The organism is Candidatus Pelagibacter sp. (assembly GCF_052049975.1).
Classification (GTDB): domain Bacteria; phylum Pseudomonadota; class Alphaproteobacteria; order Pelagibacterales; family Pelagibacteraceae; genus Pelagibacter.
This window is the reverse complement of record NZ_JBNGYZ010000001.1, coordinates 236,214-260,718: the sequence shown is the minus strand read 5'-3', so window position 1 is coordinate 260,718 and position 24,505 is coordinate 236,214. Positions and strand designations below refer to the sequence as shown.

Genomic DNA, 24,505 nt, shown 5'->3' with positions numbered 1-24,505 from the left:
TAATTTTCAGATAAATTAAAATAAATTTTCTTACATGATACCCTACGATAAAAGAGACGGAAAAATTTGGTATAATGGCGATCTTGTAGATTGGACTGATGTGAAAGTCCATGTTTTAAGTCATGGCTTGCATTATGGAAGTTGTGTTTTCGAAGGAGAAAGAGTTTACGAAGGTTCTATTTTTAAACTAGAGGAACATACGTCTCGATTTTTTTATTCAGCAAAAAGAATGGGCTTTGAAATACCTTATAGTGAAGAAGAAATTAATTTGGCATCCAAGAAAATCATTGCAACTCAAAAAGTAGAAAATGGATACGTTAGACCAGTAGCTTGGAGAGGAAGTGAAATGATGGCAATTTCAGCACAACAGACCAAAATTCATGTTGCAATTGCTACATGGGAATGGGGATCTTACTTTGACCCAAAACTTAAAGTTGAGGGTATAAAATTAAACATTTCAAAATGGAGAAGACCTGCTCCAAATACAATACCTTGGGACACAAAGGCTGCAGGATTATATATGATTTGTACTTTATCTAAACATGAAGCAGAAAAAGATGGTTACACTGATTCTTTGATGTTAGACCATGAGGGTAATGTTGCAGAAGCGACAGGCGCTAACATTTTTTTTAAAGATAAAAATGGAGAATTGCACACACCAGTTCCAGACTCTTTTTTAGATGGAATAACAAGAAGAACGGTGATTGATATTGCTAGATCAAAAAACATTAAAGTAAATGAGAGAAAAATTAGCCCTAATGAACTGAAAGACTTTGTGGGTTGTTTTTTGACAGGAACTGCAGCTGAGGTAACCCCAGTTTCTTGTATTGCTGACAACAAATTTAAAGTCTGTGAAACAATAATTGACTTAAATGAAAGTTATCAATCTTTAGTAAGAAAAAAGAAAGCAGCTTAATTTTTGTTATCTTCCGATATAGCATGGTCTATACCTTTTCTAAGATACTCATAACCAGTATATAAAGTTAAAAATGCTGACAACCATAAAAGAATTATCCCAATGGTTTGAGCATTATAATCTTGAAAATTTATAATTTTGTTTCCAGTTTCACCAGACAGTAAAAGACCAATTGAAACCATCTGAAGTACAGTTTTTAATTTGGATAAGTTTGAAACAGGAAGTTTTATTCTTCCTTTAGCAAGAAATTCTCTCAAACCAGATACAAGAATTTCTCTAGTTAGAATTATTATTGCTGCGATCACCTCGTAATTTTTTATAGTTCCATTCATAACTAATAAAATAAGCGCTGCAGCAACTATAATTTTATCAGCTATTGGATCTAATAATTCACCAAGTTTAGACTCTTGCTCCATCATTCTTGCAAGCATTCCATCTAAAAAATCTGTAAAAGAGGCAACAATAAATAGGATTAAAGCAATTATATCACCATAAAAACCTGGTAGAAAAAAAGCAATAACAAAAAAAGGAACAATTATTATTCTTCCAATTGTAAGTATGTTAGGAATTTTTTTTAACATTTTTTATTCGTGAAAAAAGTTATATATCTTTTTTGCAACTTTTTCTTCAACTCCATCAACTGATTTAATTTCATCTAAACTAGCAGATTCAACTGCTCTTGCTGAGCCAAAGTGATTTAATAAAGCCCTTTTTCTTATTGATCCAATACCTTCAATTTGATCCAAAAGAGACTTGCTTATCCCTTTTTTTCTTTTAGCTCTATGAGCACTTATAGCAAATCTATGAGACTCATCTCTGATTCTTTGTAAGAAAAAAAGAGTAGGGTCATTTCTAGTAAATTTATATTCTTTACCATTATGAAAAAATGTTTCATTACCACTATTTCTCATTTTACCCTTAGCAATAGCAATTAATGGAATATCATGAAGGCCCAATTCGTTTAAAGTTTCTCTAGCCACTGAATATTGGCCCTTACCTCCATCAACTATAACTAAATCTGGAAATGTTAAATAATTATCTTTTTCTTGTACTGCTTTTTTAAATCTTCTACTCAATACTTCTCTCATCATTCCATAATCATCCTGTTCATTACCTTTTGTTTTAATATTGAATTTTCTATATCTTTTTTTAATAAAACCTTCTTCTCCATAAGTAATTAGAGCTCCAACGCTGTTTGTGCCTTGGATATGACTGTTATCATACACTTCAATTAAACTGATATTTGTTTCTAGATTAAATTTTTTAGCAACTGAATCAAAAAGATCTTTATTATTTTGGCTTTCATAAAGTTTTCTATTTAAACTATCCTTAGCATTTTTAATTGCTTGATTAATAACTTTTAATTTAGAACCTTTTTTAGCCACAGAAATAGTAATTTGTTTATTTTCTTTTTGAGTTAAAGTTTTTTCAATTAAAGTTTTCTCTTTAATTTCTTCTGACAGTATAATTGACGATGGAACACTTTTATTTTCGTAAAATTGAGAAACAAATGAATTAATTATTTCATTCAAGCTTTCATCTGGATCATGCTTAGGAAAAAATGCTTGATTGCCCCAATTTTGTTTAGATCTATAAAAAAATACCTGAATGCAAGTTTTACCAGACTCTTTATAACCAGCAATTACATCTGCCTCCACTAAATTTGCTTCATTAACTCTTTGTGAGGATTGAATTATGTTTAGAGATTTTATTCTATCTCTTAAAATTGCTGCTTTTTCAAAATCTAGTTCTTCGCTTGCCTTTTCCATTTGATCAGAAAGATTTTTTTGAATTTTTCTAGATTTTCCTGAAACAAACTCAATAGCATCATTGACAGTTTGTTTGTATTCATCTTCTTTAATATATCCAACACAAGGACCAGAACATCTTTTAATTTGATACAAAATACATGGTCTCTCTCTATTTTTAAAAACCGTGTCATCACAAACTCTTAAATGAAAAATTTTTTGTATCATTTTGATAGTCCAATTTGCAGAACCAGCAGAAGCAAAAGGACCAAAATAAAAACCTTCTTTAGTTTTTTTTCCTCTATGTCTTTTAATTTGAGACCATTTTTCTTTGTTACCAATATAAATAAAAGGGAAAGATTTATCGTCTCTTAATAAAATATTAAATCTTGGTTTATGTTTTTTGATTAAGTTTGCTTCTAATAATAAAGCTTCACTCTCATTAGAAGTAGTTGTTATCTCCAACTTCCTAGTTTGAGATAACATTCTTTCAGTTCTAATTATGTGATTTTTTTCTGCAACATAACTTTTTAATCTATTTGGTAAATTTTTTGCCTTTCCAACATAAAGAATTTCTTCTTTATCATTTAACATTCTGTAAACACCAGGCAACTTTGGAATTAAAGGAAGTTCTTTTTTAATGACTTCCTTACCTATATCAGAACTTATCATGACTTCTTTTTTTGGTAATTTGAATACCAACTGAAGAGCATTCTTTAAGGATTTCTAATTTTTCAATTTTTAACATTATCTTTGCAATTCTTTTGTCTTTGAATAATTCATCAAAAACTGCTTCTGCTAATGTTTCTAGGAAATTGTAATGTTTCTTTTTAACTAGTTTTGTAATTAATTTTACAATCGTGCCGTAATTTACAATTGATTTAATATCTTTATCATTTGTTGGTTTTTTGTCCTCATAATCTATTTCAAGGCTAAATTTGACTTTTTGAGGTTTTTCTTTTTCGAAGTCATAATAACCTAATTTTAAATTTAAAATTAACTCATTAATTAAAATTTTCTTTTCATAATTAAAAAGATTTTTTGTCTTATTAATTTTAACTAATTTTAAATTATTCTTTTTCATTCTTTTGTCCCAATTATATCTGGAGTTTGCCAATTCATATTTTGTCCACTATCAATAGCTAATACTTGGCCTGTAATAGATCTATTTTTGATAAAAAAGTCAACTGCATTACAAATCTCATTAACATCTACTTGTCTTTTGAGAGGCGTTGCTAAATATTGCTTTTTGAAGTGCTTTTCTGATTGTCTGATATTTTTCATAGTTGGCCCTGGCGCAATTCCATTTACTCTTACATTTGGTGAAAGACTCATAGCGCTAGTTTTGGTTAAAGTATAAAGACCTGTTTTGCTTAAAGTATAAGAAAAAAAGAATGGAGTAAGTTTAAATATTCTTTGATCAATAATATTTATAATATTGTTATTCCCCTTTTTAATATTTTTGCTAAATCCTTTTGATAATAATGCGGGTGCTTTTAAGTTAGTGTTAATATGGTTTTCCCAACTATTTTTTGTGAAGTTATCTAATTTGTCATTTTCAAATAAAGATGCATTGTTTATGAGACAATCAAAATATTTTAATTTCGATTTTGCAAACTTTAATATTTTATTAATATCTTTTTCTTTACTTAGATCACCTTTTACTAAATAGACTTTTGTATTATTCTTCTCTAACTGTTTTTTTAATATTTCAGCTTTTATTTTTGATTTATTATAATGAATTAATATTTCTTTATTTGGACCAGATAATTTTTTTGCTATAGCGGCTCCAATCCTTGTAGCACCACCTGTGATGATTATTTTCCGTGCTTCCATTTTTTATCTCTTTTTTTTGTAACTTTAGTTCCTGGCATTCCTAATGTTGATCTACCTTTAGGATAAAGTTTATTTTTTACATCATATTGTCTAATTTTAGGATTTAGAGTTATCTCTAATTCTGTACTTTCAAGTTTTCTAATTTCATCTCTAATTTTTGCTGCTTCTTCAAACTCTAAATTAGATGCTGCTTCTTTCATTTTTTTATCAAGAGCTTTTAAATGTTTTTTAAGATTTCCACCAACATTCGAGCCCTCACTTATTTTGACATAATCTTTTTCGTAAACACTTTCTAATATGTCACTTATTTCTTTTTTTACAGATTTTGCATCAATTTTATGTTTCTTGTTATAATCAAGTTGAATTTTTCTTCTTCTCTCAGTTTCTTGTATAGCTTTTTTTATGCTTTTAGTTTCTTTATCAGCGTATAAAACAACTTTACCATCAACATTTCTTGCTGCTCTTCCAATAGTTTGAATTAAAGAAGTTTCAGATCTTAAAAATCCTTCTTTGTCAGCATCTAATATTCCAACTAGTGCACATTCAGGAATATCCAATCCTTCTCTTAATAAATTTATACCAACAAGCACATCAAAAACTCCCATTCTTAAGTCTCGCATGATTTCTATTCTTTCAAGAGTATCAATATCTGAGTGAAGATATCTAACTTTTATTCCGTTTTCGTGTAGGTATTCAGTTAAATCTTCTGCCATTTTTTTTGTTAGGGTAGTGACTAAAACTCTATGATTGTTTTCTATAACCTTTTTACATTCATGCATTAAGTCATCCACTTGATTTTTTGCTGGTCTTATTTCAACAGGTGGATCAATTAGTCCAGTGGGTCTTATTACCTGATCGATAAATTTGCCTTTTGTTTGTTCCAGTTCCCAAGGACCAGGTGTTGCAGACACAAAAACAGTTTGAGTTCTCATTAAATCCCATTCTTCAAATTTTAGTGGTCTGTTATCCATACATGAAGGAAGTCTAAAACCGTATTCTGCTAATGTACTTTTTCTTGATCTATCACCTTTGTACATACCATTAAGTTGAGGAACTGTTACGTGACACTCATCAACAAAAATTAATGTATTATCAGGAAAATATTCAAATAGAGTAGGAGGTGGTTCTCCTGGTTTTCTACCTGATAAAAATCTAGAGTAGTTTTCAATTCCCGCACAAGAACCTGTTGCTTCAATCATTTCTAAATCAAACTTAGTTCTTTCTTCTAATCTTTGTGCTTCTAAAAGTTTATTTTCTGATCTATGTTTTTTTAAAGTTACTTCTAGTTCTCTCTTAATATTTATAACTGCTTGTTCTATTGTTGGTTTAGGGGTTATGTAATGACTATTTGCATAAACTTTAACTAAATTTAGGTCTCTTACTTTATCGCCAGTTAATGGATCAAATTCTTCGATTTGCTCTAGTTTATCGCCAAATAAACTTAGTCTCCAAGCTCTATCTTCTAAGTGAGAAGGGAATATTTCAAGATACTCTCCTCTTGCTCTAAAGGTTCCTCTATAAAAATTTTGATCATTCCTTTTATATTGAAGAGCAACTAACGATTTTATTAATTGTTCTCTGTTGTAATCGTAATTCTTCTGAAGAGTTAAAGTCATTTTACTATATGCTTCAACCGAGCCTAATCCATAAATACAAGATACACTTGCAACAATTAATACATCATCTCTTTCTAAAAGAGATCTTGTTGCCGAGTGTCTCATTCTATCTATCTGTTCATTAATAGATGCTTCTTTTTCAATATAAGTATCCGATCTAGGAACATAAGCTTCTGGAGTATAATAATCATAGTAAGAAACAAAATACTCGACAGCGTTATCTGGAAAAAAAGTTTTCATCTCCCCATAAAGTTGGGCAGCTAAAGTTTTATTAGGAGCTAAAATCAATGCAGGTCTATTGGTAGCTTCAATTACTTTAGCCATTGTAAAAGTTTTTCCAGATCCAGTCACTCCTAATAGTACTTGATTAAATTCTTCTTTATTTGCTCCATTAACAAGTTTTTTTATTGCTTCTGGTTGGTCGCCTGCAGGTTTAAAATCAGATTTAATTTTGAATTTTTTGCCACCTTCAAGTTTTCCACTGATTTTCGGGTTTTTACTTTGAATATCTGTAATTAAATCTTGATATGTATTTTCCATATATTAAAGAAGGTAGTAAAATTAATTAATATTTCAATGAGTATAATATCAGACAGTTTAAAAAGAATTAAACCATCCCCAACTATAGCAGTTACTCAGAAAGCAAGAGAATTAAGAGCGGCTGGTAAAGATGTGATAGGCCTTGGTGCAGGTGAGCCTGATTTTGATACACCAGACAACATTAAGAATGCAGCGATAAAGGCAATTAAAAGTGGAGACACTAAATATACAGCAGTAGATGGAACTCCAGCATTAAAAAAAGCTATTGTAGATAAGTTTAAAAGAGAAAATAAAATCAACTATACCACTGATCAAATCACTGTTGGAACTGGTGGAAAACAGGTTTTATATAATGCCTTTATGGCAACCCTTAACAAGGGTGATGAAGTAATTATTCCTGCACCTTTTTGGGTTTCTTACCCTGATATGGTTTTATTAGCAGGGGGAAAACCAAAAATAGTTAAATGTACAGAGCAAGAAGGATTTAAACTTACTCCCAGCAAACTTAAAAAGGCAATTACAAAAAAAACAAAATGGTTAATTTTAAATTCACCTTCTAATCCAACAGGCGCTGGTTACACAAAAAAAGAAATTCAAAATTTAGCAAAAGTTTTAGTCAAAAATAAAAAAGTTCATATTTTGAGTGATGATATCTATGAACATATCAAATACGATAACTTCAACTTTTTTACAATTGCGCAAATTCCTCAATTAAAAGACAGAACCTTAACAATGAATGGCGTTAGTAAATCTTATGCAATGACTGGTTGGAGAATAGGTTATGCAGCAGGTCCAAAGGATATAATTAAAGCTATTGGAAAAATTCAATCTCAATCTACGTCAAATCCATCTTCGATAAGCCAAGCAGCCGCTGTTGAAGCTTTAAATGGCAATCAAAGTTTTATAAAAAAAAGATCCAAAGCGTTTAAGGAAAGAAGAAATTTTGTAGTGCAAAGCTTAAATAATATTGATGGAATAAACTGCTTAACACCTGAGGGAGCTTTTTATGTTTTCCCAAGTTGCAAAGGTCTATTAAATAAAAAGACTGGATTAAAAACAGATACTGAATTTGTTCAAAAATTATTAGAAAAATCTAATGTGGCAGTTGTTCAAGGTTCAGCATTTGGGCTAGATGGTTATTTCAGAATTTCTTACGCAACATCTATGAAGAATTTACAAAAAGCAATGAGCAGAATTAAAACTTTTTGTGAAAGCCTTAATAAATAGTTTAGTGAGATAAGAATTTCTCAGCTTCTAAAGCCGCCATACAACCCATTCCAGCAGCAGTTACAGCTTGTCTGAAAGTTTTGTCTTTAACATCTCCAGCAGCATAAACTCCTGGTATGTTTGTTTCAGTAGAATCTGGTTTAGTAATTAAATAACCTTCTTTATCCATTTCAAGTTGATCTTTGAATAGTTGTGTTGCTGGGTCATGACCAATTGCGATAAATAAGCCATCTAATTTCATTTCTTCAACATTATTCGTTTTTAGGTTTTTAACTTTAATTCCTTTTACATTTTTTGGTTCATTATCCCCAATTACATCTTCAACAACAGAATCCCAAATTACTTCTATTTTTTTATTTTCCATCAATTTTTGTTGGAGCATTTTTTCAGCTCTTAATGTATCTCTTCTGTGAATTAATTTTACTTTTGATGCAAATTTAGTTAGGAACATCGCTTCTTCGACAGCAGCATTACCACCACCAACAACTGCAACTTCTTTATCTTTAAAAAAGAAACCATCACATGTAGCGCAAGCTGAAACACCAAAACCTCTAAACTCTTGTTCTGAATCTAAATTTAGCCATCTTGCTTGTGCACCAGTTGATATAATTATACTGTCTGCAGTATATTTTTGACCACTATCACCAATCGCTTCAAATGGAGTAGATTTTAAGTTTACTGAAGAAATATGATCTTCAATCATTTCTGTACCAACAGCTTTTGCTTGATCTTTCATTTGATCCATTAACCAAGGACCTTGGATTACATCTGCAAAGCCTGGAAAGTTTTCAACATCAGTCGTTGTTGTTAATTGTCCACCTGGTTGAGCTCCATAAACTAAAATTGGTTTCAACATTGCTCTAGCAGCATATACAGCTGCAGTATAACCTGCAGGACCAGAACCTATAATTAATACTTTTGTGTGTTTAATTGGATTTTCATTCATATGAGAGCTATATAGTTATAAATGACAAAATTAAAAGGCTTATTATTAACTGAAGGCATGCATGGAATGATAAGTCAAGTTGAAGGCCTTGCTAAAGCTTTAGACTTAGATTTTACACACGAGAAAATTGAATTGAGTTCTTTTTGGAAGCTTATTCCACCAAGCATAACTCCTGTGAAGGACTTTGTTTTCAAAAATAAAATAGATCAAAATTTCAATATTGTTATTTCGTGTGGAAGAAAAAGTGTGATTCCATCAATATTTTTAAAAAAAAAATTTGGAAACAAAATAATGAATATTCACATTCAAGATCCAAAAGTTTCATTAAGTAATTTCGATTACATTATTGCACCACAACATGATGGTTTGATAGGTAGCAATGTAATAACAAGTAAAGGAGCAATTCATTACTTAAGACACAAAGAACTTGATGAAAATGAGCATTATTTAAAAGATAGAATTAAAAAAGATAAATTAGTTGCTTTAATAGTTGGTGGTCCAAATAAATATTATAATTATGATAAATTAGAAATTGAAAATATTTTTGCAAAAATAGAAAAAAACTTCATTCAAAATGGTTTCCAATTAATATTAATTCCATCTATGAGAACTCCAAAAAATATTGTTGAGATTGCAAAAAACTATTTTGATAAAAACCAAATAATTATAGATACAGTAGATAAGAAAGCTTACTTATCTTCTTTAAAAATAGCTGATCATATAGTTGTTACATGTGATTCAACTTCTATGATTTCAGAATCAGCAATGACTGGTAAACCAATTTATGTAGCCCAAATGAAACCAATAAAAAGTAATTACAGATTTAAAAAATTCTTCGAACTATTTAAATCTATGAAAATTATTAAAGATCTTGATAATACTGTAGAAGATTGGAGTTATGATAAACTTAATGAAACTGATAGAATATCAAGCTATATAAAAGAACAACTAACTAAATATGACTTTTCTTAACTCAATTAAAAATCATTCCAAAAAACATGAATTTCCTTTTGATCATTGGGAGTACGATAATGCTCTAAGCGATGGAGCTATTAAAGAAATAGTAGAGGCAGATATCCCAGATGTAACTAAGCATAATTTGAATTATGATGGGACAAGAGCTATCGATGGTGGTGCAGCAGAATTTAGAGAGGGGATAGCCTCAGGAGGAAAGGCCATAAAGTTCAGATGTTTTATAACTAGAGAGAATGCAGACGATTTCCCAAATTTAGTAGAATTTATCAATGAACTTCAGTCTAAAGAAACTCATGAAACAATTTCAAAAATGATAAATAAAGATTTATCAAATTCATATGTAAGAGTTGAAGTGATTTGTGATAGAGAAGGATTTTGGCTGAAACCACACTGTGATATCAAAGAAAAATTACTTTCAGGATTAATTTTTGTAAACAATGTTAATGAGTCTGAAGATCTTGGAACTGATTTTTATAATGAAAAATTAGAAAAAGTAAAAACAGTTCCCTATAAACATAATTATGGATACATGTTTACAAGCGGTCCAAATACTTGGCATGGTATGGAAAAGAAAAAAATTGTTAAAGAAAGAAGATGTGTCCAAGTAAATTATGTAACTTTCCCAACAGATTGGAAAGTAAATAATTAAATGTCTTGAAGAGAATTAACTTCTAATTTTTTAGTTTTTAAAGATTTTATTCCTTGTAGACAAGCCATTGCAGTTGACATATTTGTGCAATAAGGAACTTTATTTTTTAATGTAGCTCTTCTCAATGCAATCGCATCATTTAATCTATGTTCACTGTTTCCACCTCCAGTATTGATTACCAAAGCTATTTTCTTTGAGTCTAAAACGTCTACAATATGAGGTCTTCCACTACTAACTTTATTGATAATTTTACATTTCATCCCAAATTTTCTTATGTACTCCGCAGTTCCTCTTGTTGCACATAATGTAAAGTTTAATTTTATAAGTTCTTTAGCAAGATCAATACCTTCATCTTTATGAGAGTTTTTAAGTGATATAAACGCCAATCCTTTAGTAGGTAAAGAATTGTAGGCTGATATTTGGCTTTTTGCGTAGGCAATACCAAAGTCTTTATCAAATCCCATTACTTCACCTGTTGATTTCATTTCTGGGCCAAGAAGTACATCACTTTGAGGAAATTTATTAAATGGGAAAACTGCCTCTTTAACTGCGTACATATTTTTAGTTTTTTCTTTTAATGAGAATTTAGACAATTGTTCACCAGCCATAACTCTAGAGGCTATTTTTGCAAGTGGTAATCCTTTTGCTTTGGATACAAATGGAACAGTTCTGCTAGCTCTTGGATTAACTTCGATTACATAAATTTCATCTTTTTTAATTGCAAATTGAATATTCATAAAACCTTTAACTTTAAGTGCCAACGCTAATTTTTTAGTTTGGTTTTCAATTTCTTTTACCAAATAGGGTTTAATTGAAACAGGAGGTAAACAACAAGCAGAGTCTCCAGAGTGTATTCCTGCTTCTTCTATGTGTTGCATTATTCCAGCTACATAAACTTCTTTACCATCTGAAAGTGCATCAACATCAATTTCCATTGCATGGTCTAAGAACTTATCAATTAATATTGGATTATTTTCTGCAGCTTTAAATGCCTCTAATACAAAATTTTTTAACTGGCTCTTGTCATGAACAATCTCCATGGCTCTTCCACCTAAAACATATGAAGGTCTAACCATCAAAGGAAGACCAATTTTTTCTGCGATTTTAATTGCTTGATTATATGTTTTAGCTATTCCGCTTTCAGCTTGTTTTAAGTCCAGTTTGTTTAATAGATTTCTAAATCTATCTCTATCCTCAGCTAAGTCTATTGAGGAGTATTGTGTACCTAAAATTGGTAATTTGTTATCGTGTAAAAATTTTGCTAATTTAATCGGTGTCTGACCACCAAATTGAGCAATCACTCCAATTAAATTTCCATTTTCTTGTTCTTTTTTGATTATATTAAATACATACTCTTCTTTAAGAGGTTCAAAATATAATCTGTCACTAGTATCATAATCTGTTGAAACAGTTTCTGGATTACAATTTACCATTATAGTTTCAAAACCAGCGTCTTTTAACGAAAAGCTTGCCTGACAACAGCAATAATCAAACTCTATTCCTTGTCCTATTCTATTTGGACCACCTCCAAGAATAATGATTTTTTTCTTTGACGACGGGTCTGCTTCACATTCAGTGTTTAGTGAAAAATTCCTCTGATATGTGGAATACATATAAGGTGTAAAAGATTTAAATTCTGCTGCACAAGTATCGACTTTTTTGTACACAGGTAATACTTTTAATGCAGATCTTCTTTTTCTTATGGTATCTTCGGAAATATTTGTTAGTTCAGATAATTTCTTATCTGAAAACCCTATTGATTTTATTTTATTAAATTCTTCAAAATTCTTTGGCAAACCTTTTTGTTTTAGTTTTGTTTCATTATCGACTATTTCTTTTATTTGCTCCAAGAACCATGGATCAACTTTTGATAAACTATATATTCTTTTAAGATTTATTTTTTTTCTTATTGCTTCAGCAATTAAGAGTATTTTGTTTGGAATATTTTCTTTTAGTTCTCTCTCAATTTGGTTTTTGTTTAAATCAAAAATTCTATCTAAACCAGAAAAACCTGTTTCCAATGATACCAATGCTTTTTGAAGAGACTCTTTAAAGTTTCTTCCTATTGCCATAGCTTCACCTACAGATTTCATTGATGTACCAAGCTCAGCAGGTGACGTTTGAAATTTTTCAAAGGTAAATCTTGGAATTTTAGTTACAACATAATCAATACTTGGCTCAAATGAAGCGGGTGTTACTTTTGTTATTTCATTTTTAAGCTCATCTAATGTGTAACCAACTGCAAGTTTCGCTGCAACTTTAGCAATTGGAAAACCTGTTGCTTTAGAGGCTAATGCTGATGATCTAGAAACTCTAGGATTCATTTCTATTACAACCATACGTCCATTTTTAGGATTGATTGCAAACTGAACATTAGATCCACCTGTTTCAACTCCTATTTTTCTCAAGCATGCAATAGAAGCATTTCTCATCACTTGATACTCTTTATCAGTTAATGTCAGAGCAGGGGCAACAGTAACAGAGTCTCCTGTGTGAATTCCCATAGGATCAATATTTTCAATTGAACAAATAATAATGCAGTTGTCTTTTCTATCTCTAACAACCTCCATTTCGAATTCTTTCCATCCTTGCAAGCATTCCTCTACTAAAACTTGGCTTACAGGTGACTCATGTAGACCATTAGATACAATTTTAGTAAAATCTTTTTTTGTTCTAGCTATACCACCACCAAGACCACCAAGAGTAAAAGCGGGTCTTATTATTGCAGGTAAACCAATTTGTTTTAAAGCTTTTGAAGCCTGTTTAATGTTATTTACAATTTGTGACTTTGGTAAGTCCAAACCGATATCTAACATATTTTTTCTAAACTTTTTTCTATCTTCAGCATTTGAAATAGCTTTTGAATTTGCACCTATCAGTTCAATTTTATATTTCTTAAGAATTCCTTTTTTTTCAGCATCCATTGCAATATTTAGAGCTGTTTGACCTCCCATTGTAGGTAAAATTGCATCTGGTTTTTCTTTTTTGATTATTTTTTCTAGGACTTCTAAGGTAATTGGTTCTATATAAGTCTTATCAGCAACGTCTGGGTCAGTCATGATTGTTGCTGGATTTGAATTGATCAATATTACTTTATAACCTTCATCTCTTAACGCTTTACAAGCTTGAGTACCTGAATAATCAAATTCACATGCTTGACCAATAATTATTGGTCCAGCTCCCACAACTAATATTTTTTTAATATCTCTTCTTTTTGGCATTTTTTTTCATTGAGTTAATAAATTCTTGAAACAAATAAACGCTATCTTGTGGACCAGGATTAGACTCTGGATGGTATTGAACAGAAAAAATTGGTTTGTTCTTTAATCGTATTCCTTCAATTGAATTATCAAATAAAGATTTATGAGTTACTTCTACATTTTTAGGTAAACTTTCTTGTATAACTTCAAAACCATGATTTTGACTTGTTATTTCTACTTTATCATGAATTAGATTTTTAACAGGATGATTAGCACCTCTATGGCCTAATTTCATTTTTTTTGTTTTTCCACCAAGCGTTAAAGCTAAGATTTGGTGGCCTAAACAAATACCAAATATTGGCAAATTTTTTTTAATTAAATCTTTTATTATTTGAATTGCATATTTACCTGTAGCAGCAGGATCGCCAGGCCCATTAGATAAAAAAATACCAGTAGGTTTAAGAGCTAAGATTTTATCAGCTCTAGCATCACAAGGAACAACAGTAACTTTGCATTTAAAGTCTGAAAAATATCTTAAAATATTTTTTTTAATTCCATAATCTATGGCTACAACATGATATTTGTTTTTATTATTTTTCTTGAATCCATCTTCTTTTCTCCATGTTTTAAAACCTTTCCAGGTAAAATTTTTCTTTGTACTTACTTCTTTTGCAAGATCTAAATTTTTTAATCCACTCCAATTAATTGTGTTCTTAGTTAAATTGTTAAGATTAAACTTACCTCTTTTTGAATGAGAAATCGTTCCTTTTGGAGCACCTTTGTCTCTAATAAAATTAGTTAAACTTCTTGTATCTAAACCAGTTATTCCGACAATTTTATTCTTTTTTAGCCAATTATCTAGATGAGAAAGCGCTCTATAATTTGATGGGTCAGTTATTTCTGAATTAATAATTACTCCTCTAGTCCAAATTTTATCAGACTCTACATCTTCTATATTTGTCCCAACGTTCCCTATGTGAGGGAAGGTAAAATTGATTATTTGACCAGCATAAGATGGGTCAGAAATAATTTCTTGATATCCGGTAAGTGATGTATTGAAACAGACTTCGCCTGTAGCAGTTCCTTGGTAACCAAGACCAACACCTTTAAATATTTTTCTATTTTCAAGAACTAAAATGCCTGTGTGTAAATCTGGGATTATTTTTGAGTTAGTTTTTTTTCTTTTTTTTATCAATTACAACTCATGAGTTAAAGGTAATTACAATAATTGAATTATTATCGCAACCGATATGTATTATAAAACTGTGAAAAAACAATTTTTTCTTTTGACCATTTTTATCTTTTAAGTAGATTAAAAAAATTATGTCTTTAAAAGAAACAATCGAAACAGAGTATAAAAATGCCCTTAAAGCTAAAGATAAATCTAAAATCTCAACTTACAGGTTAATTTTATCATCTATTAAGGATTTAGATATCACAAATAGGTCAGGTCCGAATAAAAAAGAAACTGACGATGAGGATATTAAAAAACTTTTAAAAAAGATGGTTAAACAAAGAGCCGAATCGATTGAAATATATAAAAAGAATAATCGAACAGATCTTTTGGAAGTTGAACAAAATGAACATGATATTTTGACAAGTTTTTTACCCAAACAATTAAGTGAAGAAGAGACAAAAAAAATCTGTGAGCAAATAATCTCAAAAACTGGAGCTGCCTCTATCAAAGACATGGGCAAAGTAATGGGTACTCTTAAAAAAGAATATTCTGATGAAATAGATTTTGCAAAAGCAGGCTCTTTAATAAAAGAATTATTAAATAAGTAATGAAATATCCCAAAGAGTATCTTGATGAAATTAAATCAAGATTAAAAGTATCAACTGTTGTTTCAAAAACAGTTGATCTAAAAAAAAGAGGAAAAGAATTTGTCGGTTTATCTCCATTTAAAAATGAAAAAACACCTTCATTTACTGTAAATGATGAAAAAGAATTTTATCATTGTTTTGCTACTTCAGAACATGGAAATATTTTTGATTTTGTAATGAAAACTCAAAATTTAAAGTTTGGTGAAGCCGTTAGATATTTAGCTAATGTGGCAGGTATGCAACCTTATATGTTTTCAAAACAAGATGAAGAAAGAGAGAAGAAGTGGAAAGAATATTCAATGATCTATTCACGTTACGTTGATTATTATCATAATGAATTATTAAAAAATGAAACTTATTCTAATGCTAGAGATTATCTAAAAAATAGATCTTTAGGAAAAGAAATTGTAAAAAAATTTAAGATTGGTTTTGTTAATTATAATTCTACTTTTATTGAAAAATTTAAAGATGAATTTAAAGAGAACGCTTTATTAGAAACAGGATTATTTTATATTGATGATAAAAACAATAAGTTAGTAGAAAGATTTAGAAATAGAATAATTTTTCCAATAAATAATTTGTCTGGACAACCAATTGCATTGGGCGGAAGAATAATTGAAAAGAAAGATTACTTAGCAAAATACATTAACTCACCTGAGACAAATTTTTTTAAAAAAGGATCAAACTTATATAATCTAGACACAGCAAGAAAACTTTCTAATAAATCTGAGAATATATATTTGGTAGAAGGATACATGGATGTGGTTGGTTTAAATAAAAATGAAATTGAAAATGTTGTTGCTAACTTAGGCACATCTCTTACTGACAAACAAATCTCAACTTTGAATCAATTTTTTGATGATATTATAATATGTTTTGACGGTGATGAGAGTGGATACAAAGCTGCATTAAGGGCAGCAGAAAACTCAATTAAAGATTTACAACCAGATAAACAAATATCATTTTTATTTTTACCAGAAAATGAAGATCCTGATAGCTATGTTAGTAAAAATGGAAAAAATAATTTTTTAGATTTTTCAAAAAATAGTAAACTTTCAATTCATCAGTTTATTTTCAATCATTATAAGCAACAAACTAGTAATGATCCCTCATCTTTAGCAATATTTGAAAAAAAATTAAGAAATATCGCAAATAGTATTAAAGATACGTTGATTAAAAAATATGTTTTAGAATACTTCTTAGAGAAAATTTCAGAATTAACACCACATCAATCACAAATAAAAAAAAAAAGATATACAAAAAAAATTAAATCTTTAGAGGTGACAAAAAAACATTTTAAAGAAAGCAAGCAGTTCAGCGGAGTTGAATTAAAAGAGTTTTCTCTTATCTATTTAATGATTAATAGCTTAAATATTCTACAAGAAAATATTAATCTTTTAGACAATATAAAAATATTTACAGATGAAAATAAAACAATATTTAATTCTATAACTGAGAAATTAAAAATAGAGGAAAAACTTCATCTGGAGGATTTGGATCTAGATAATCAAATAATTGATAAAATAAATCGATTTGCACCAATTAAGCATATACTAAAAAATAAAATAAATAATGATTTTGAGGTTATTGAAATTCTTGAAGATATTAAGAGAGATTTAAATAATTATGATTTAGAGTTCAGAATCCAAGAATTAGAATCGAGATTTTCAAAAGACTTTAGCGAAGATACTTTTAATGAGCTAAAAGAGCTAAAAAAAAGACAAAATATCAATTAATTTAGCAAAAATTATTAATGGATTTTTGCTTATTTGACATTATATAAGTCTCTCAAACTATTTTACTGTGGAAAGAATAATTACTAAATCATTTGCAAGATTAATGGGGCGTGGAACCCATAGAGGCTTTATAACCTATGAAGAATTAAGCAAATCTCTTGGAAAGAGAAATCTTTCAGATGAAAACTTAGGACAAGCTTTTATTCATATACTTGATGAAAATATTTCATTAGTAGAAAAAAAATCAGATTTTAAAGCTTTAAGAAAAAAAGAGAACTCTCCAAAAGAAGAAGGCAAAACTATAGAGAAGAGCGACGACCCAATTAGAATGTATTTAAGAGAAATGGGTGGGGTAGAGCTTCTTTCTAGAGAAGGTGAAATTGCAATCGCAAAAAGAATAGAAGCTGGAAAGGATGTAATGTTAATTGCACTTTCACAAAGCCCTATTACAGCACAACAATTTTTTGAGTGGGATGAGAAACTTCAAAAAGATGAAATTTTAGTTAGAGAAATAATCGATATTGACACTAATTATATGGAGGACGAGTCTACAGGCCCAAGTGCAAAACAAAAAAATTCAGGTGAAGAGGAAACTACCACTGACGATGATGATTTTAATCCAACTCTTGCAGCTATGGAAACTGAGATTAAACCTAAAGTTTTAAAGACTGTAAATACACTTACAAAAGAATATAATAAATTAATAAAGTATCAGAAAGAAAAATTAGAATGCTTATTAAACTCTCAAATTTTTTCACCATCTAAAGAAAAAACATATCAAAAAATTGTAGATGATATTTTAGAGAATATAAAAACTCTTCAGCTGTCACCCTCTGTATTAGAGGAATTAGTTCAAAAACATTATGCTGAAAATAAAAAAATTATTTCATTAGAAGGTAATTTGTTGCGTTTAGCTATGGATCAAAAAATTAGTAGAAATGAATTTATTAAATTTTATGTTGGAAATGAAATTAATCCAAACTTAAAAAAGTTTTTAGATACAAATAAAGAATGGAAAGAATTCTTTTCTAGAAATAAAGAAGAGTTTAAAAATATAAGAGATAGATTAATTGAAATTAGCCATAAACTTGGCATGTCTGTTACAGATTATAAACAGTTAGTTAGTAGAATCCAAAAAGGTGAAAAAGAGTCTAGGATCGCAAAAAAAGAAATGGTGGAAGCTAATTTAAGATTAGTAATTTCTATAGCTAAAAAATATACAAATAGAGGTTTACAGTTTTTAGATTTAATTCAAGAAGGTAACATTGGATTAATGAAAGCTGTAGATAAGTTTGAATACAGACGAGGTTATAAATTTTCTACTTATGCTACTTGGTGGATTAGACAAGCAATAACAAGATCAATAGCTGATCAAGCTAGAACAATCAGAATTCCAGTTCACATGATAGAAACAATTAATAAAATTGTAAGAACACAAAGATTAATTCTTAGCGAATATGGTAGAGAAGCAACACCTGAAGAATTAGCTAAAAAATTAAGAATGCCTTTGGATAAAGTTAGAAAAGTATTAAAAATTTCAAAAGAACCAGTTTCATTAGAAAAACCAGTTGGTGATGAAGAAGATAGTAGTCTTGGTGATTTTATTGAGGATACAAAAGCTTTAGCGCCATTAGAACAAGCAATTAAATCTAATTTAGGAGAAGCGACTACAAAAATTTTATCTACTTTAACTCCAAGAGAAGAAAGAGTTTTAAGAATGAGATTTGGTGTAGGAATGAACACTGACCATACTTTAGAAGAAGTGGGTCTTCAATTTTCAGTTACAAGAGAAAGAATCAGACAGATTGAAGCTAAAGCTTTAAGAAAATTAAAACATCCAAGCAGATCAAAACAATTAAAAAGTTTCTTGGAAAGTTAATTTGGGCCGTTAGCTCAATAGTAGAGTACTGCATTGACATTGCAGGGGTAGTTGGAGCGTAACCAACACGGCCCACCATTAAATTCTTTGTTTGATAACTGATTTAAAATAGTATAATCAAATATTCTTTTGGGCCTGTAGCTCAGTTGGTTAGAGCAGTACACTCATAATGTATTGGTCCCAGGTTCGAGTCCTGGCGGGCCCACCATTACTTTCAAATTACTTCTTTTTAATACCTGCTAACAATTGAAGAAGATGGATTTCTTTGTCACTTAATCCCTTTTTATTTAATTGAAGAATAATTTCTTTTTTAACGTTTTTTAATCCATAATAATTGATAATTAATGGCATAAATACTAATAATGAAAGATAAAAAGTTTCTATAAATAGATATAAATTAAATATTGTAAAAAAAACCCAAAAAAAAGAAATTCCTTTTAAAATAACAACTAAACTTTTTAGATCTTTAATCTTTACAAAGTAAACAAAGAGCAAACCAACTAATGTCATTAAGACAAAAACTATAAACCATAAAGTTATTGAAACATCTGATGTATTTCCACCAACAAAAGTATCTTCCATTGCAGATTGAACAAAGTATAAAATTATTGCCTTATATAAATAATAACCTGAGAAGGTGAACGAATATAACGATGAAAAGAAAAGGCAAAATTTAGCGTTAATTCTTTTTAAAAACAATTTGTTACTATTGATTGAAAAATTATTTGTTATTACTGAAGTTTCTTAAATTCTCTAATAGAGCATTGATATCACCATTTGCTCCAGTAATTATTGAATTAAATTCTTCTTTTTGAGTTCTCGCTAAGCTTAAACCCTCAATAATCAGATCTCTTATCAATGGTTTATCTGGATTTTTTGTATATATTCTCCACTCAATTTTAATTTCTGGTCTTTTGTCAGTTCCAGCAAGTACACTTGAAACGATAGTGTAGTTGTCATTGATTTTTTCTTTAGAATTTACTTCAATTACAGGATTTGAGTATTCTGCTAATCTACTTGAAAAACTGTTTAAAAAATATTCTTTAAAAGCCTCAGAGTACTCTTTCTTTTGATCATCATTTAAATTTTTTCTATGTTTTCCAAGTGAATAAAAGCCTATTCCTGTAATATCAACTGTATCCAAAGCTATATTTTTTAATTCTGTAATTCTTTCCTCTTTAGTTTTGTTTCCCCCAAGGGTATCCGCAGCTCTATTTACTGTTGATTGAACAAAAACATCAGCTTCTATTGAAAATGAAATACTGTTACAATTGATTATTAAAGAGACCAAAAAAAGAAAAGAAAAAAATTTTTTCATAAACTTTTTATTCTTCTATTTCATCCCAATCAGAGTCGTCCATCGACTCTATTACTTCATTTGAATTAAGTATTTTTTGTAGTCTATCTTGTAAATATAAACTTTTTACGGATGCATAAAAATCTATTGCATTTTCTTCAAGATTATCAAAAGAGTCAATATTTTTAGCTCTAAAATCTAAACCTGCACCTAGCCTTGATGCTAAATAATCATTATCATTAAAATATTCTGTCTCATTTCTAACAGTTATATTGTACCAAGCGTTTCCACCTACAAAGTTAACTAAAGAGGCAGATGCATCTCTCACCGTAGATGGTCCGAGTACGGGTAAAACAATATAACAACCTGGCCCAACATCTTTTACAGCTAGTGTTTGTCCCCAATCCTCTTTTTGATATTCAGGCATTCCAAGTTTTTCTGCTACATCTATAAATCCTAATATTCCTACAGTTGTGTTAATTGCAAATCTACCTGTGTTTAGCCCTGCAATTTTAACGTCACCTTGAAGTAAATTATTGGGGATAGTAACCAAATTAGAGAGATTGCTTAATGAATTACTAATACCATTTCTTATTGGGTTTGGTAAAACTCTATAACCTCTTGCCACAGGTTCAAAAATAATATCATCAAGTTTTTTATTTACTGCAAAAGTGAATCTGTTTACTTTTTCAAAACATTCTTTTACTTCTGCTGGGTCGTTTGTCCTTAAAATTTGCTCCTCATGTGATTCAGCCGCATATATGTTCGAGCTAATAAAAGAACTAAAAATCAGTATAGTTAATAACTTTTTTACCATTGGAATTTCTTATAATATATAATTTTAGGATGTAAATTATCAAAAAACAAAAAAAACACTATTTATGCCCTATAAAATAACAAATTTGTACTCTCCTAACTTTGACACGAAAAAAAGACAAAAAAAAGACATAGATTTTATAATTTTACATTATACGGGGATGAAAAAAGAATTCTCATCAATCAAAAGATTAACAAGTCAAAGTTCAAAAGTTAGTTGTCATTATTTTATTAAGAATAATGGAGATTTAATCATTATGGTTCCAGAAAAATATATTGCTTGGCACGCAGGTGTTTCTAAATGGAAAAATTTTAAATCTTTAAATAAGAATTCAATTGGTATTGAAATAAGTAACCCTGGACACAACAATAATTATAGGTCATTTTCTAAAGCCCAAATGAGGACTTTAATTGATCTATTAAAAAAAATTAAACAAAGATACAAAATCAAAAAGCAAAATATCTTAGGTCATTCAGATATTGCGCCTGATAGAAAAAAAGATCCTGGAGAAAAATTTCCATGGTATTTGTTAGCCAGAACTAAGCTTTGCATATGGCCTAATTTAAAATTAAAAAATTTAAAGAAGTTTAGAAATCAAAAAATTAATCAAGAAGATAAAGCTAAATTTCTTAAAAATATCTATAAAATTGGTTATCGTAAAATAACTAAAATGAGTAAAAAAAATTCAACTAAATATTTAACCAGAGCATTTCAGAGAAGATTTAGAAATGAACTTGTTGATGGAAATATTGATTTTGAATGTTTTTTATTGTCAAAAAAATTATTAAATAATTGATATTCAAGTATTGAATTATTTGAAAATAAGATTAGTTTGGATTTGCCAGATAGATGATTTATCGCTTTAATTTTTGTTAAAGAGGAAAGTCCGGGCTCCGAAAGGATACAGTGCCAGGTAATACCTGGCGGGGGCAACCCTAGGGATAGTGCCACAGAAAATATACCGCCATATCATGGCAAGGGTGAAAAGGTGTGGTAAGAGCACACCGGTTCTCTTGGTAACAAGGAACGCTGGAAAACCCCACTGGGAGCAAGACTAAGTAGAGATGACATTGTTGAAAAACTAAAAGCTGTCCTTAGCTAGTCATCAGGGTTAGTTGCTTGAGCTTTAGAGTGATCTTAAGCCTAGACAAATGGTAAATTTAAACGACAGAACCCGGCTTATAGTTTATCTGGCAAAAAAAATTCTCCAATTTCAAATGTTCACGTTTTGATTCACTTTTTAAACGGCTGAGAATCAATTATTAAACCTATTAACAGGCTATTGACTCTATATTATATATCCCATATGATCCCATAAATTCCCAAATTTAGGAATTTATAAGAATTATGAGTTATGTTTTTATCGAGCTTCGAAAACAATATAGACAAAAAAGGAAGGATATCAGTGCCTGCAAGTTTTAGATCATATTTATCTAACCTTGGATATAACGGTATTATTTGTTTCCCTTCATTTAATAATCAATCTATTGAGGCTTGGCCACAAGAAAGAATTGAAAAAATTTCTAATAGTATAGATAGTTTGAATCCATTTGATGAAAAAAGAGATGTCTTTGCAACTTCAGTGTTATCTGAGAGTATTAACTTACAGTTTGATAGTGAAGGAAGAATTTCATTAACAGAAAAATTATTAAAACATGCGAAAATTAAAAAAAGCATGATGTTCGTTGGTCAAGGAAAGACTTTCCAAATTTGGGAACCAACACTTTTTGAAAAATTTAAGGCGACTGCTAGAAAAAAATCAAATTTAAATCGAGCAAGTCTTAAATGGGAGCAGCAATTTAATAAATGACAGGGGGAAATAACGATGACTATAAATTTTAAAACACCAGAAATTAAGGAGCTACAACCTAGACTTTTAGTTCTAGGAGTGGGTGGTGCAGGTGGTAATGCAATAAATGAAATGATTGATAACAATCTTCAAGGAGTTGAGTTTATTGCCGTTAATACTGATGCTCAAGATTTAAAAATGAGCAAAGCTAAAACTAAAATACAATTAGGTCTTAATCTTACAAAAGGTTTAGGAGCTGGTGCAAAATTAGATATTGGTCAAGCTGCTGCTGATGAGTCATTAAATGAAATCGTAAATACCTTGCAAGGTGCAAATATGGTTTTTATAGCTGCAGGCATGGGTGGAGGAACTGGTACCGGTGCTGCACATGTTATTGCAAGAGCTGCTAAGGAATTAAACATTTTAACTGTTGGTGTAGTTACTCTTCCATTTCTTTACGAAGGCCCCTCAAGAATGAGAAGAGCTCAACAAGGTTTAGAAGAACTTAGAAAACATGTTGATACAATCATAGTTATTCCAAATCAAAATTTATTTAAAATTGCTAACGAACAAACTACTTTTGAAGAATCTTTTAATCTTTCAAATAATGTTTTAATGCATGGAGTTCAAAGTATTACAGATTTAATGGTAAGACCTGGACTAATAAATTTAGACTTTGCTGATGTTGAGACAGTGATGGCATCAATGGGTAAAGCCATGATGGGTACTGGAGAAGCTGAAGGAGAAGGTAGAGCTCTGAAGGCTGCAGAGATGGCTATAAGCAATCCATTGATAGATGACTACACTTTAAAAGGTGCAAAAGGTTTGTTAGTTAATATAACTGGTGGAAAAGATTTAAAACTTTTTGAAGTAGATGAAGCAGTTAACAAAGTTAGAGCTGAAGTCGATCCAGAAGCAGAATTAATTATTGGAGCAATTACAGACTCTGATTTAGATGGAAAAATGAGAGTATCAATTGTTGCTACTTCATTAGATGGACAACAACCAGAAGCAAAATCAGTAATCAATATGGTGCACAGAATTCAAAATAGAAATCCTGGCTATTCTGATTTTTCAAACATGGGAACAGCGTCATTTACTTTCTCTAATCAATCCTCAAATCCCGCTACTCATGGTGCGAACGCACTTAAGATTGATAATGAAGTTATAGAAGAACAAAAAAGCATGATGGAAGGTGCAACAAACCAAGAGATGAATATTTCATCTAATACTGAAGTAGAGCAAATTATAGAAGAAAGTTCCTCATTAAATGCACAAGAAACTTCATTTACTCAAGAGGCTTTAAACAACGATCAACAATTAGAAGAAGCTCAAACTGAGGTGTCCTCTAGTGGATTAGAAGAATTTGGCGTAAATATGGATGAACCAGATTTATTTAATACATCAAGTGAAAATGAAAATTCAGAACCTTTGTTGTTAGAAGATGAACAAGAGGAAGATGATTTAGAAATACCTGCATTTTTAAGAAGACAAAAAAATTAATGGTCTT

The 24,505-nt window shown here is 29.8% G+C and carries 21 protein-coding genes, 2 tRNA genes and 1 other RNA gene; 13 read left to right on the top strand and 11 right to left on the bottom strand.

Annotated features, from left to right (window positions below; genetic code table 11):
- The first annotated feature begins 34 nt into the window (after window positions 1-34).
- Entirely contained in the window at window positions 35-916 is an 882-nt protein-coding gene (locus tag ACTT9U_RS01230) for a branched-chain amino acid aminotransferase (RefSeq protein WP_440931374.1), read from the top strand.
- Here ACTT9U_RS01230 and pgsA read toward each other — a convergent pair.
- From pgsA to uvrB, 5 genes are read right to left on the bottom strand one after another with little or no spacing between them, the layout of a single operon-like run.
- Window positions 913-1,497 (bottom strand): CDP-diacylglycerol--glycerol-3-phosphate 3-phosphatidyltransferase, encoded by a 585-nt coding sequence (gene pgsA / locus ACTT9U_RS01225; RefSeq protein WP_440931373.1) that lies wholly within the window; start codon window positions 1,495-1,497, stop codon window positions 913-915. The genes ACTT9U_RS01230 and pgsA overlap by 4 nt on opposite strands.
- A 3-nt stretch (window positions 1,498-1,500) precedes the next feature.
- Window positions 1,501-3,336 (bottom strand): excinuclease ABC subunit UvrC, encoded by a 1,836-nt coding sequence (uvrC, locus tag ACTT9U_RS01220; RefSeq protein ID WP_440931372.1) that lies wholly within the window; start codon window positions 3,334-3,336, stop codon window positions 1,501-1,503.
- On the bottom strand, window positions 3,323-3,748 hold the full coding sequence (locus tag ACTT9U_RS01215; protein ID WP_440931371.1) for a dihydroneopterin aldolase: 426 nt from the start codon (window positions 3,746-3,748) through the stop codon (window positions 3,323-3,325). The genes uvrC and ACTT9U_RS01215 overlap by 14 nt, the downstream gene beginning before the upstream one ends.
- Window positions 3,745-4,500: an SDR family oxidoreductase gene (locus tag ACTT9U_RS01210; RefSeq protein WP_440931370.1), complete on the bottom strand. Its 756-nt coding sequence runs from the start codon at window positions 4,498-4,500 to the stop codon at window positions 3,745-3,747. The genes ACTT9U_RS01215 and ACTT9U_RS01210 overlap by 4 nt, the downstream gene beginning before the upstream one ends.
- Window positions 4,482-6,656, bottom strand: a complete 2,175-nt coding sequence (gene uvrB, locus ACTT9U_RS01205) for an excinuclease ABC subunit UvrB (protein WP_440931369.1) — start codon at window positions 6,654-6,656, stop codon at window positions 4,482-4,484. Before uvrB ends, ACTT9U_RS01210 begins: the two co-directional genes overlap by 19 nt.
- Window positions 6,657-6,692: 36 nt before the next feature.
- Between uvrB and ACTT9U_RS01200 the strand changes: the two genes are divergently transcribed.
- Window positions 6,693-7,883 carry a pyridoxal phosphate-dependent aminotransferase gene (locus ACTT9U_RS01200; protein WP_440931368.1) on the top strand — a complete coding sequence of 397 codons (1,191 nt, stop codon included), beginning with the start codon at window positions 6,693-6,695 and terminating at the stop codon, window positions 7,881-7,883.
- 1 nt (window position 7,884) lies between these two features.
- On the opposite strand, the gene trxB is transcribed toward ACTT9U_RS01200, so the two are convergent.
- On the bottom strand, window positions 7,885-8,829 hold the full coding sequence (gene trxB / locus ACTT9U_RS01195; RefSeq protein ID WP_440931367.1) for a thioredoxin-disulfide reductase: 945 nt from the start codon (window positions 8,827-8,829) through the stop codon (window positions 7,885-7,887).
- Between the two features lie 21 nt (window positions 8,830-8,850).
- On the opposite strand from trxB, the gene ACTT9U_RS01190 reads away from it, so the two are divergent.
- Complete coding sequence (locus tag ACTT9U_RS01190; protein ID WP_440931366.1) at window positions 8,851-9,801, top strand: mitochondrial fission ELM1 family protein; 951 nt, start codon at window positions 8,851-8,853, stop codon at window positions 9,799-9,801.
- Window positions 9,788-10,453, top strand: coding sequence for a hypothetical protein (locus tag ACTT9U_RS01185; protein ID WP_440931365.1), 666 nt, complete (start codon window positions 9,788-9,790; stop codon window positions 10,451-10,453). Before ACTT9U_RS01190 ends, ACTT9U_RS01185 begins: the two co-directional genes overlap by 14 nt.
- On the opposite strand, the gene carB is transcribed toward ACTT9U_RS01185, so the two are convergent.
- Entirely contained in the window at window positions 10,450-13,674 is a 3,225-nt protein-coding gene (gene carB, locus ACTT9U_RS01180; RefSeq protein ID WP_440931364.1) for a carbamoyl-phosphate synthase large subunit, read from the bottom strand. The genes ACTT9U_RS01185 and carB overlap by 4 nt on opposite strands.
- Window positions 13,652-14,848, bottom strand: coding sequence for a glutamine-hydrolyzing carbamoyl-phosphate synthase small subunit (gene carA, locus ACTT9U_RS01175; RefSeq protein ID WP_440931363.1), 1,197 nt, complete (start codon window positions 14,846-14,848; stop codon window positions 13,652-13,654). The genes carB and carA overlap by 23 nt, the downstream gene beginning before the upstream one ends.
- Before the next feature lie 128 nt (window positions 14,849-14,976).
- Here carA and ACTT9U_RS01170 point away from each other — a divergent pair, with 128 nt between their 5' ends.
- The 5 genes from ACTT9U_RS01170 (at window position 14,977) to ACTT9U_RS01150 (ending at window position 19,300) form a co-directional block, all read left to right on the top strand.
- Complete coding sequence (locus ACTT9U_RS01170; protein ID WP_440931362.1) at window positions 14,977-15,438, top strand: GatB/YqeY domain-containing protein; 462 nt, start codon at window positions 14,977-14,979, stop codon at window positions 15,436-15,438.
- Window positions 15,438-17,213, top strand: coding sequence for a DNA primase (gene dnaG / locus ACTT9U_RS01165; protein ID WP_440931361.1), 1,776 nt, complete (start codon window positions 15,438-15,440; stop codon window positions 17,211-17,213). The genes ACTT9U_RS01170 and dnaG overlap by 1 nt, the downstream gene beginning before the upstream one ends.
- A 67-nt stretch (window positions 17,214-17,280) precedes the next feature.
- Window positions 17,281-19,092 (top strand): RNA polymerase sigma factor RpoD, encoded by a 1,812-nt coding sequence (gene rpoD / locus ACTT9U_RS01160; RefSeq protein ID WP_440931360.1) that lies wholly within the window; start codon window positions 17,281-17,283, stop codon window positions 19,090-19,092.
- 3 nt (window positions 19,093-19,095) lie between these two features.
- Window positions 19,096-19,170 (top strand) — tRNA-Val (locus ACTT9U_RS01155).
- Window positions 19,171-19,223: 53 nt separating this feature from the next.
- A tRNA-Ile gene (locus ACTT9U_RS01150) sits at window positions 19,224-19,300 on the top strand.
- 11 nt (window positions 19,301-19,311) lie between these two features.
- Here the strand turns inward: ACTT9U_RS01150 and ACTT9U_RS01145 are convergent.
- From ACTT9U_RS01145 to ACTT9U_RS01135, 3 genes are all read right to left on the bottom strand, one after another.
- Entirely contained in the window at window positions 19,312-19,674 is a 363-nt protein-coding gene (locus tag ACTT9U_RS01145; protein WP_440931359.1) for a hypothetical protein, read from the bottom strand.
- 139 nt (window positions 19,675-19,813) lie between these two features.
- Window positions 19,814-20,410, bottom strand: a complete 597-nt coding sequence (locus ACTT9U_RS01140; protein WP_440931358.1) for an MlaC/ttg2D family ABC transporter substrate-binding protein — start codon at window positions 20,408-20,410, stop codon at window positions 19,814-19,816.
- A gap of 7 nt (window positions 20,411-20,417) precedes the next feature.
- Complete coding sequence (locus tag ACTT9U_RS01135) at window positions 20,418-21,206, bottom strand: MlaA family lipoprotein (RefSeq protein WP_440931357.1); 789 nt, start codon at window positions 21,204-21,206, stop codon at window positions 20,418-20,420.
- Between the two features lie 64 nt (window positions 21,207-21,270).
- Here ACTT9U_RS01135 and ACTT9U_RS01130 point away from each other — a divergent pair, with 64 nt between their 5' ends.
- From ACTT9U_RS01130 to ftsZ, 4 genes are all read left to right on the top strand, one after another.
- Window positions 21,271-22,002, top strand: coding sequence for an N-acetylmuramoyl-L-alanine amidase (locus ACTT9U_RS01130; RefSeq protein WP_440931356.1), 732 nt, complete (start codon window positions 21,271-21,273; stop codon window positions 22,000-22,002).
- A 45-nt stretch (window positions 22,003-22,047) separates the two neighbouring features.
- Window positions 22,048-22,404, top strand: an RNA gene (gene rnpB, locus ACTT9U_RS01125) — RNase P RNA component class A.
- Between the two features lie 156 nt (window positions 22,405-22,560).
- Window positions 22,561-23,016, top strand: a complete 456-nt coding sequence (gene mraZ, locus ACTT9U_RS01120; RefSeq protein ID WP_440931355.1) for a division/cell wall cluster transcriptional repressor MraZ — start codon at window positions 22,561-22,563, stop codon at window positions 23,014-23,016.
- Between the two features lie 15 nt (window positions 23,017-23,031).
- Complete coding sequence (gene ftsZ, locus ACTT9U_RS01115; protein WP_440931354.1) at window positions 23,032-24,498, top strand: cell division protein FtsZ; 1,467 nt, start codon at window positions 23,032-23,034, stop codon at window positions 24,496-24,498.
- The last annotated feature ends 7 nt before the right edge of the window (window positions 24,499-24,505 follow it).

Bases quoted from the DNA above. Each gene is read 5' to 3' on its own strand.
- uvrB (WP_440931369.1), bottom strand. From the start codon at position 6,656: ATGGAAAATACATATCAAGATTTAATTACAGATATTCAAAGTAAAAAC.
- ACTT9U_RS01185 (WP_440931365.1), top strand. From the start codon at position 9,788: ATGACTTTTCTTAACTCAATTAAAAATCATTCCAAAAAACATGAATTT.
- ACTT9U_RS01170 (WP_440931362.1), top strand. From the start codon at position 14,977: ATGTCTTTAAAAGAAACAATCGAAACAGAGTATAAAAATGCCCTTAAA.
- mraZ (WP_440931355.1), top strand. From the start codon at position 22,561: ATGTTTTTATCGAGCTTCGAAAACAATATAGACAAAAAAGGAAGGATA.
- ftsZ (WP_440931354.1), top strand. From the start codon at position 23,032: ATGACTATAAATTTTAAAACACCAGAAATTAAGGAGCTACAACCTAGA.
- ACTT9U_RS01230 (WP_440931374.1), top strand. From the start codon at position 35: ATGATACCCTACGATAAAAGAGACGGAAAAATTTGGTATAATGGCGAT.
- trxB (WP_440931367.1), bottom strand. From the start codon at position 8,829: ATGAATGAAAATCCAATTAAACACACAAAAGTATTAATTATAGGTTCT.
- carB (WP_440931364.1), bottom strand. From the start codon at position 13,674: ATGCCAAAAAGAAGAGATATTAAAAAAATATTAGTTGTGGGAGCTGGA.
- ACTT9U_RS01140 (WP_440931358.1), bottom strand. From the start codon at position 20,410: ATGAAAAAATTTTTTTCTTTTCTTTTTTTGGTCTCTTTAATAATCAAT.
- pgsA (WP_440931373.1), bottom strand. From the start codon at position 1,497: ATGTTAAAAAAAATTCCTAACATACTTACAATTGGAAGAATAATAATT.
- ACTT9U_RS01145 (WP_440931359.1), bottom strand. From the start codon at position 19,674: ATGGAAGATACTTTTGTTGGTGGAAATACATCAGATGTTTCAATAACT.
- dnaG (WP_440931361.1), top strand. From the start codon at position 15,438: ATGAAATATCCCAAAGAGTATCTTGATGAAATTAAATCAAGATTAAAA.
- uvrC (WP_440931372.1), bottom strand. From the start codon at position 3,336: ATGATAAGTTCTGATATAGGTAAGGAAGTCATTAAAAAAGAACTTCCT.
- ACTT9U_RS01210 (WP_440931370.1), bottom strand. From the start codon at position 4,500: ATGGAAGCACGGAAAATAATCATCACAGGTGGTGCTACAAGGATTGGA.
- ACTT9U_RS01135 (WP_440931357.1), bottom strand. From the start codon at position 21,206: ATGGTAAAAAAGTTATTAACTATACTGATTTTTAGTTCTTTTATTAGC.
- ACTT9U_RS01200 (WP_440931368.1), top strand. From the start codon at position 6,693: ATGAGTATAATATCAGACAGTTTAAAAAGAATTAAACCATCCCCAACT.
- ACTT9U_RS01130 (WP_440931356.1), top strand. From the start codon at position 21,271: ATGCCCTATAAAATAACAAATTTGTACTCTCCTAACTTTGACACGAAA.
- ACTT9U_RS01215 (WP_440931371.1), bottom strand. From the start codon at position 3,748: ATGAAAAAGAATAATTTAAAATTAGTTAAAATTAATAAGACAAAAAAT.
- ACTT9U_RS01190 (WP_440931366.1), top strand. From the start codon at position 8,851: ATGACAAAATTAAAAGGCTTATTATTAACTGAAGGCATGCATGGAATG.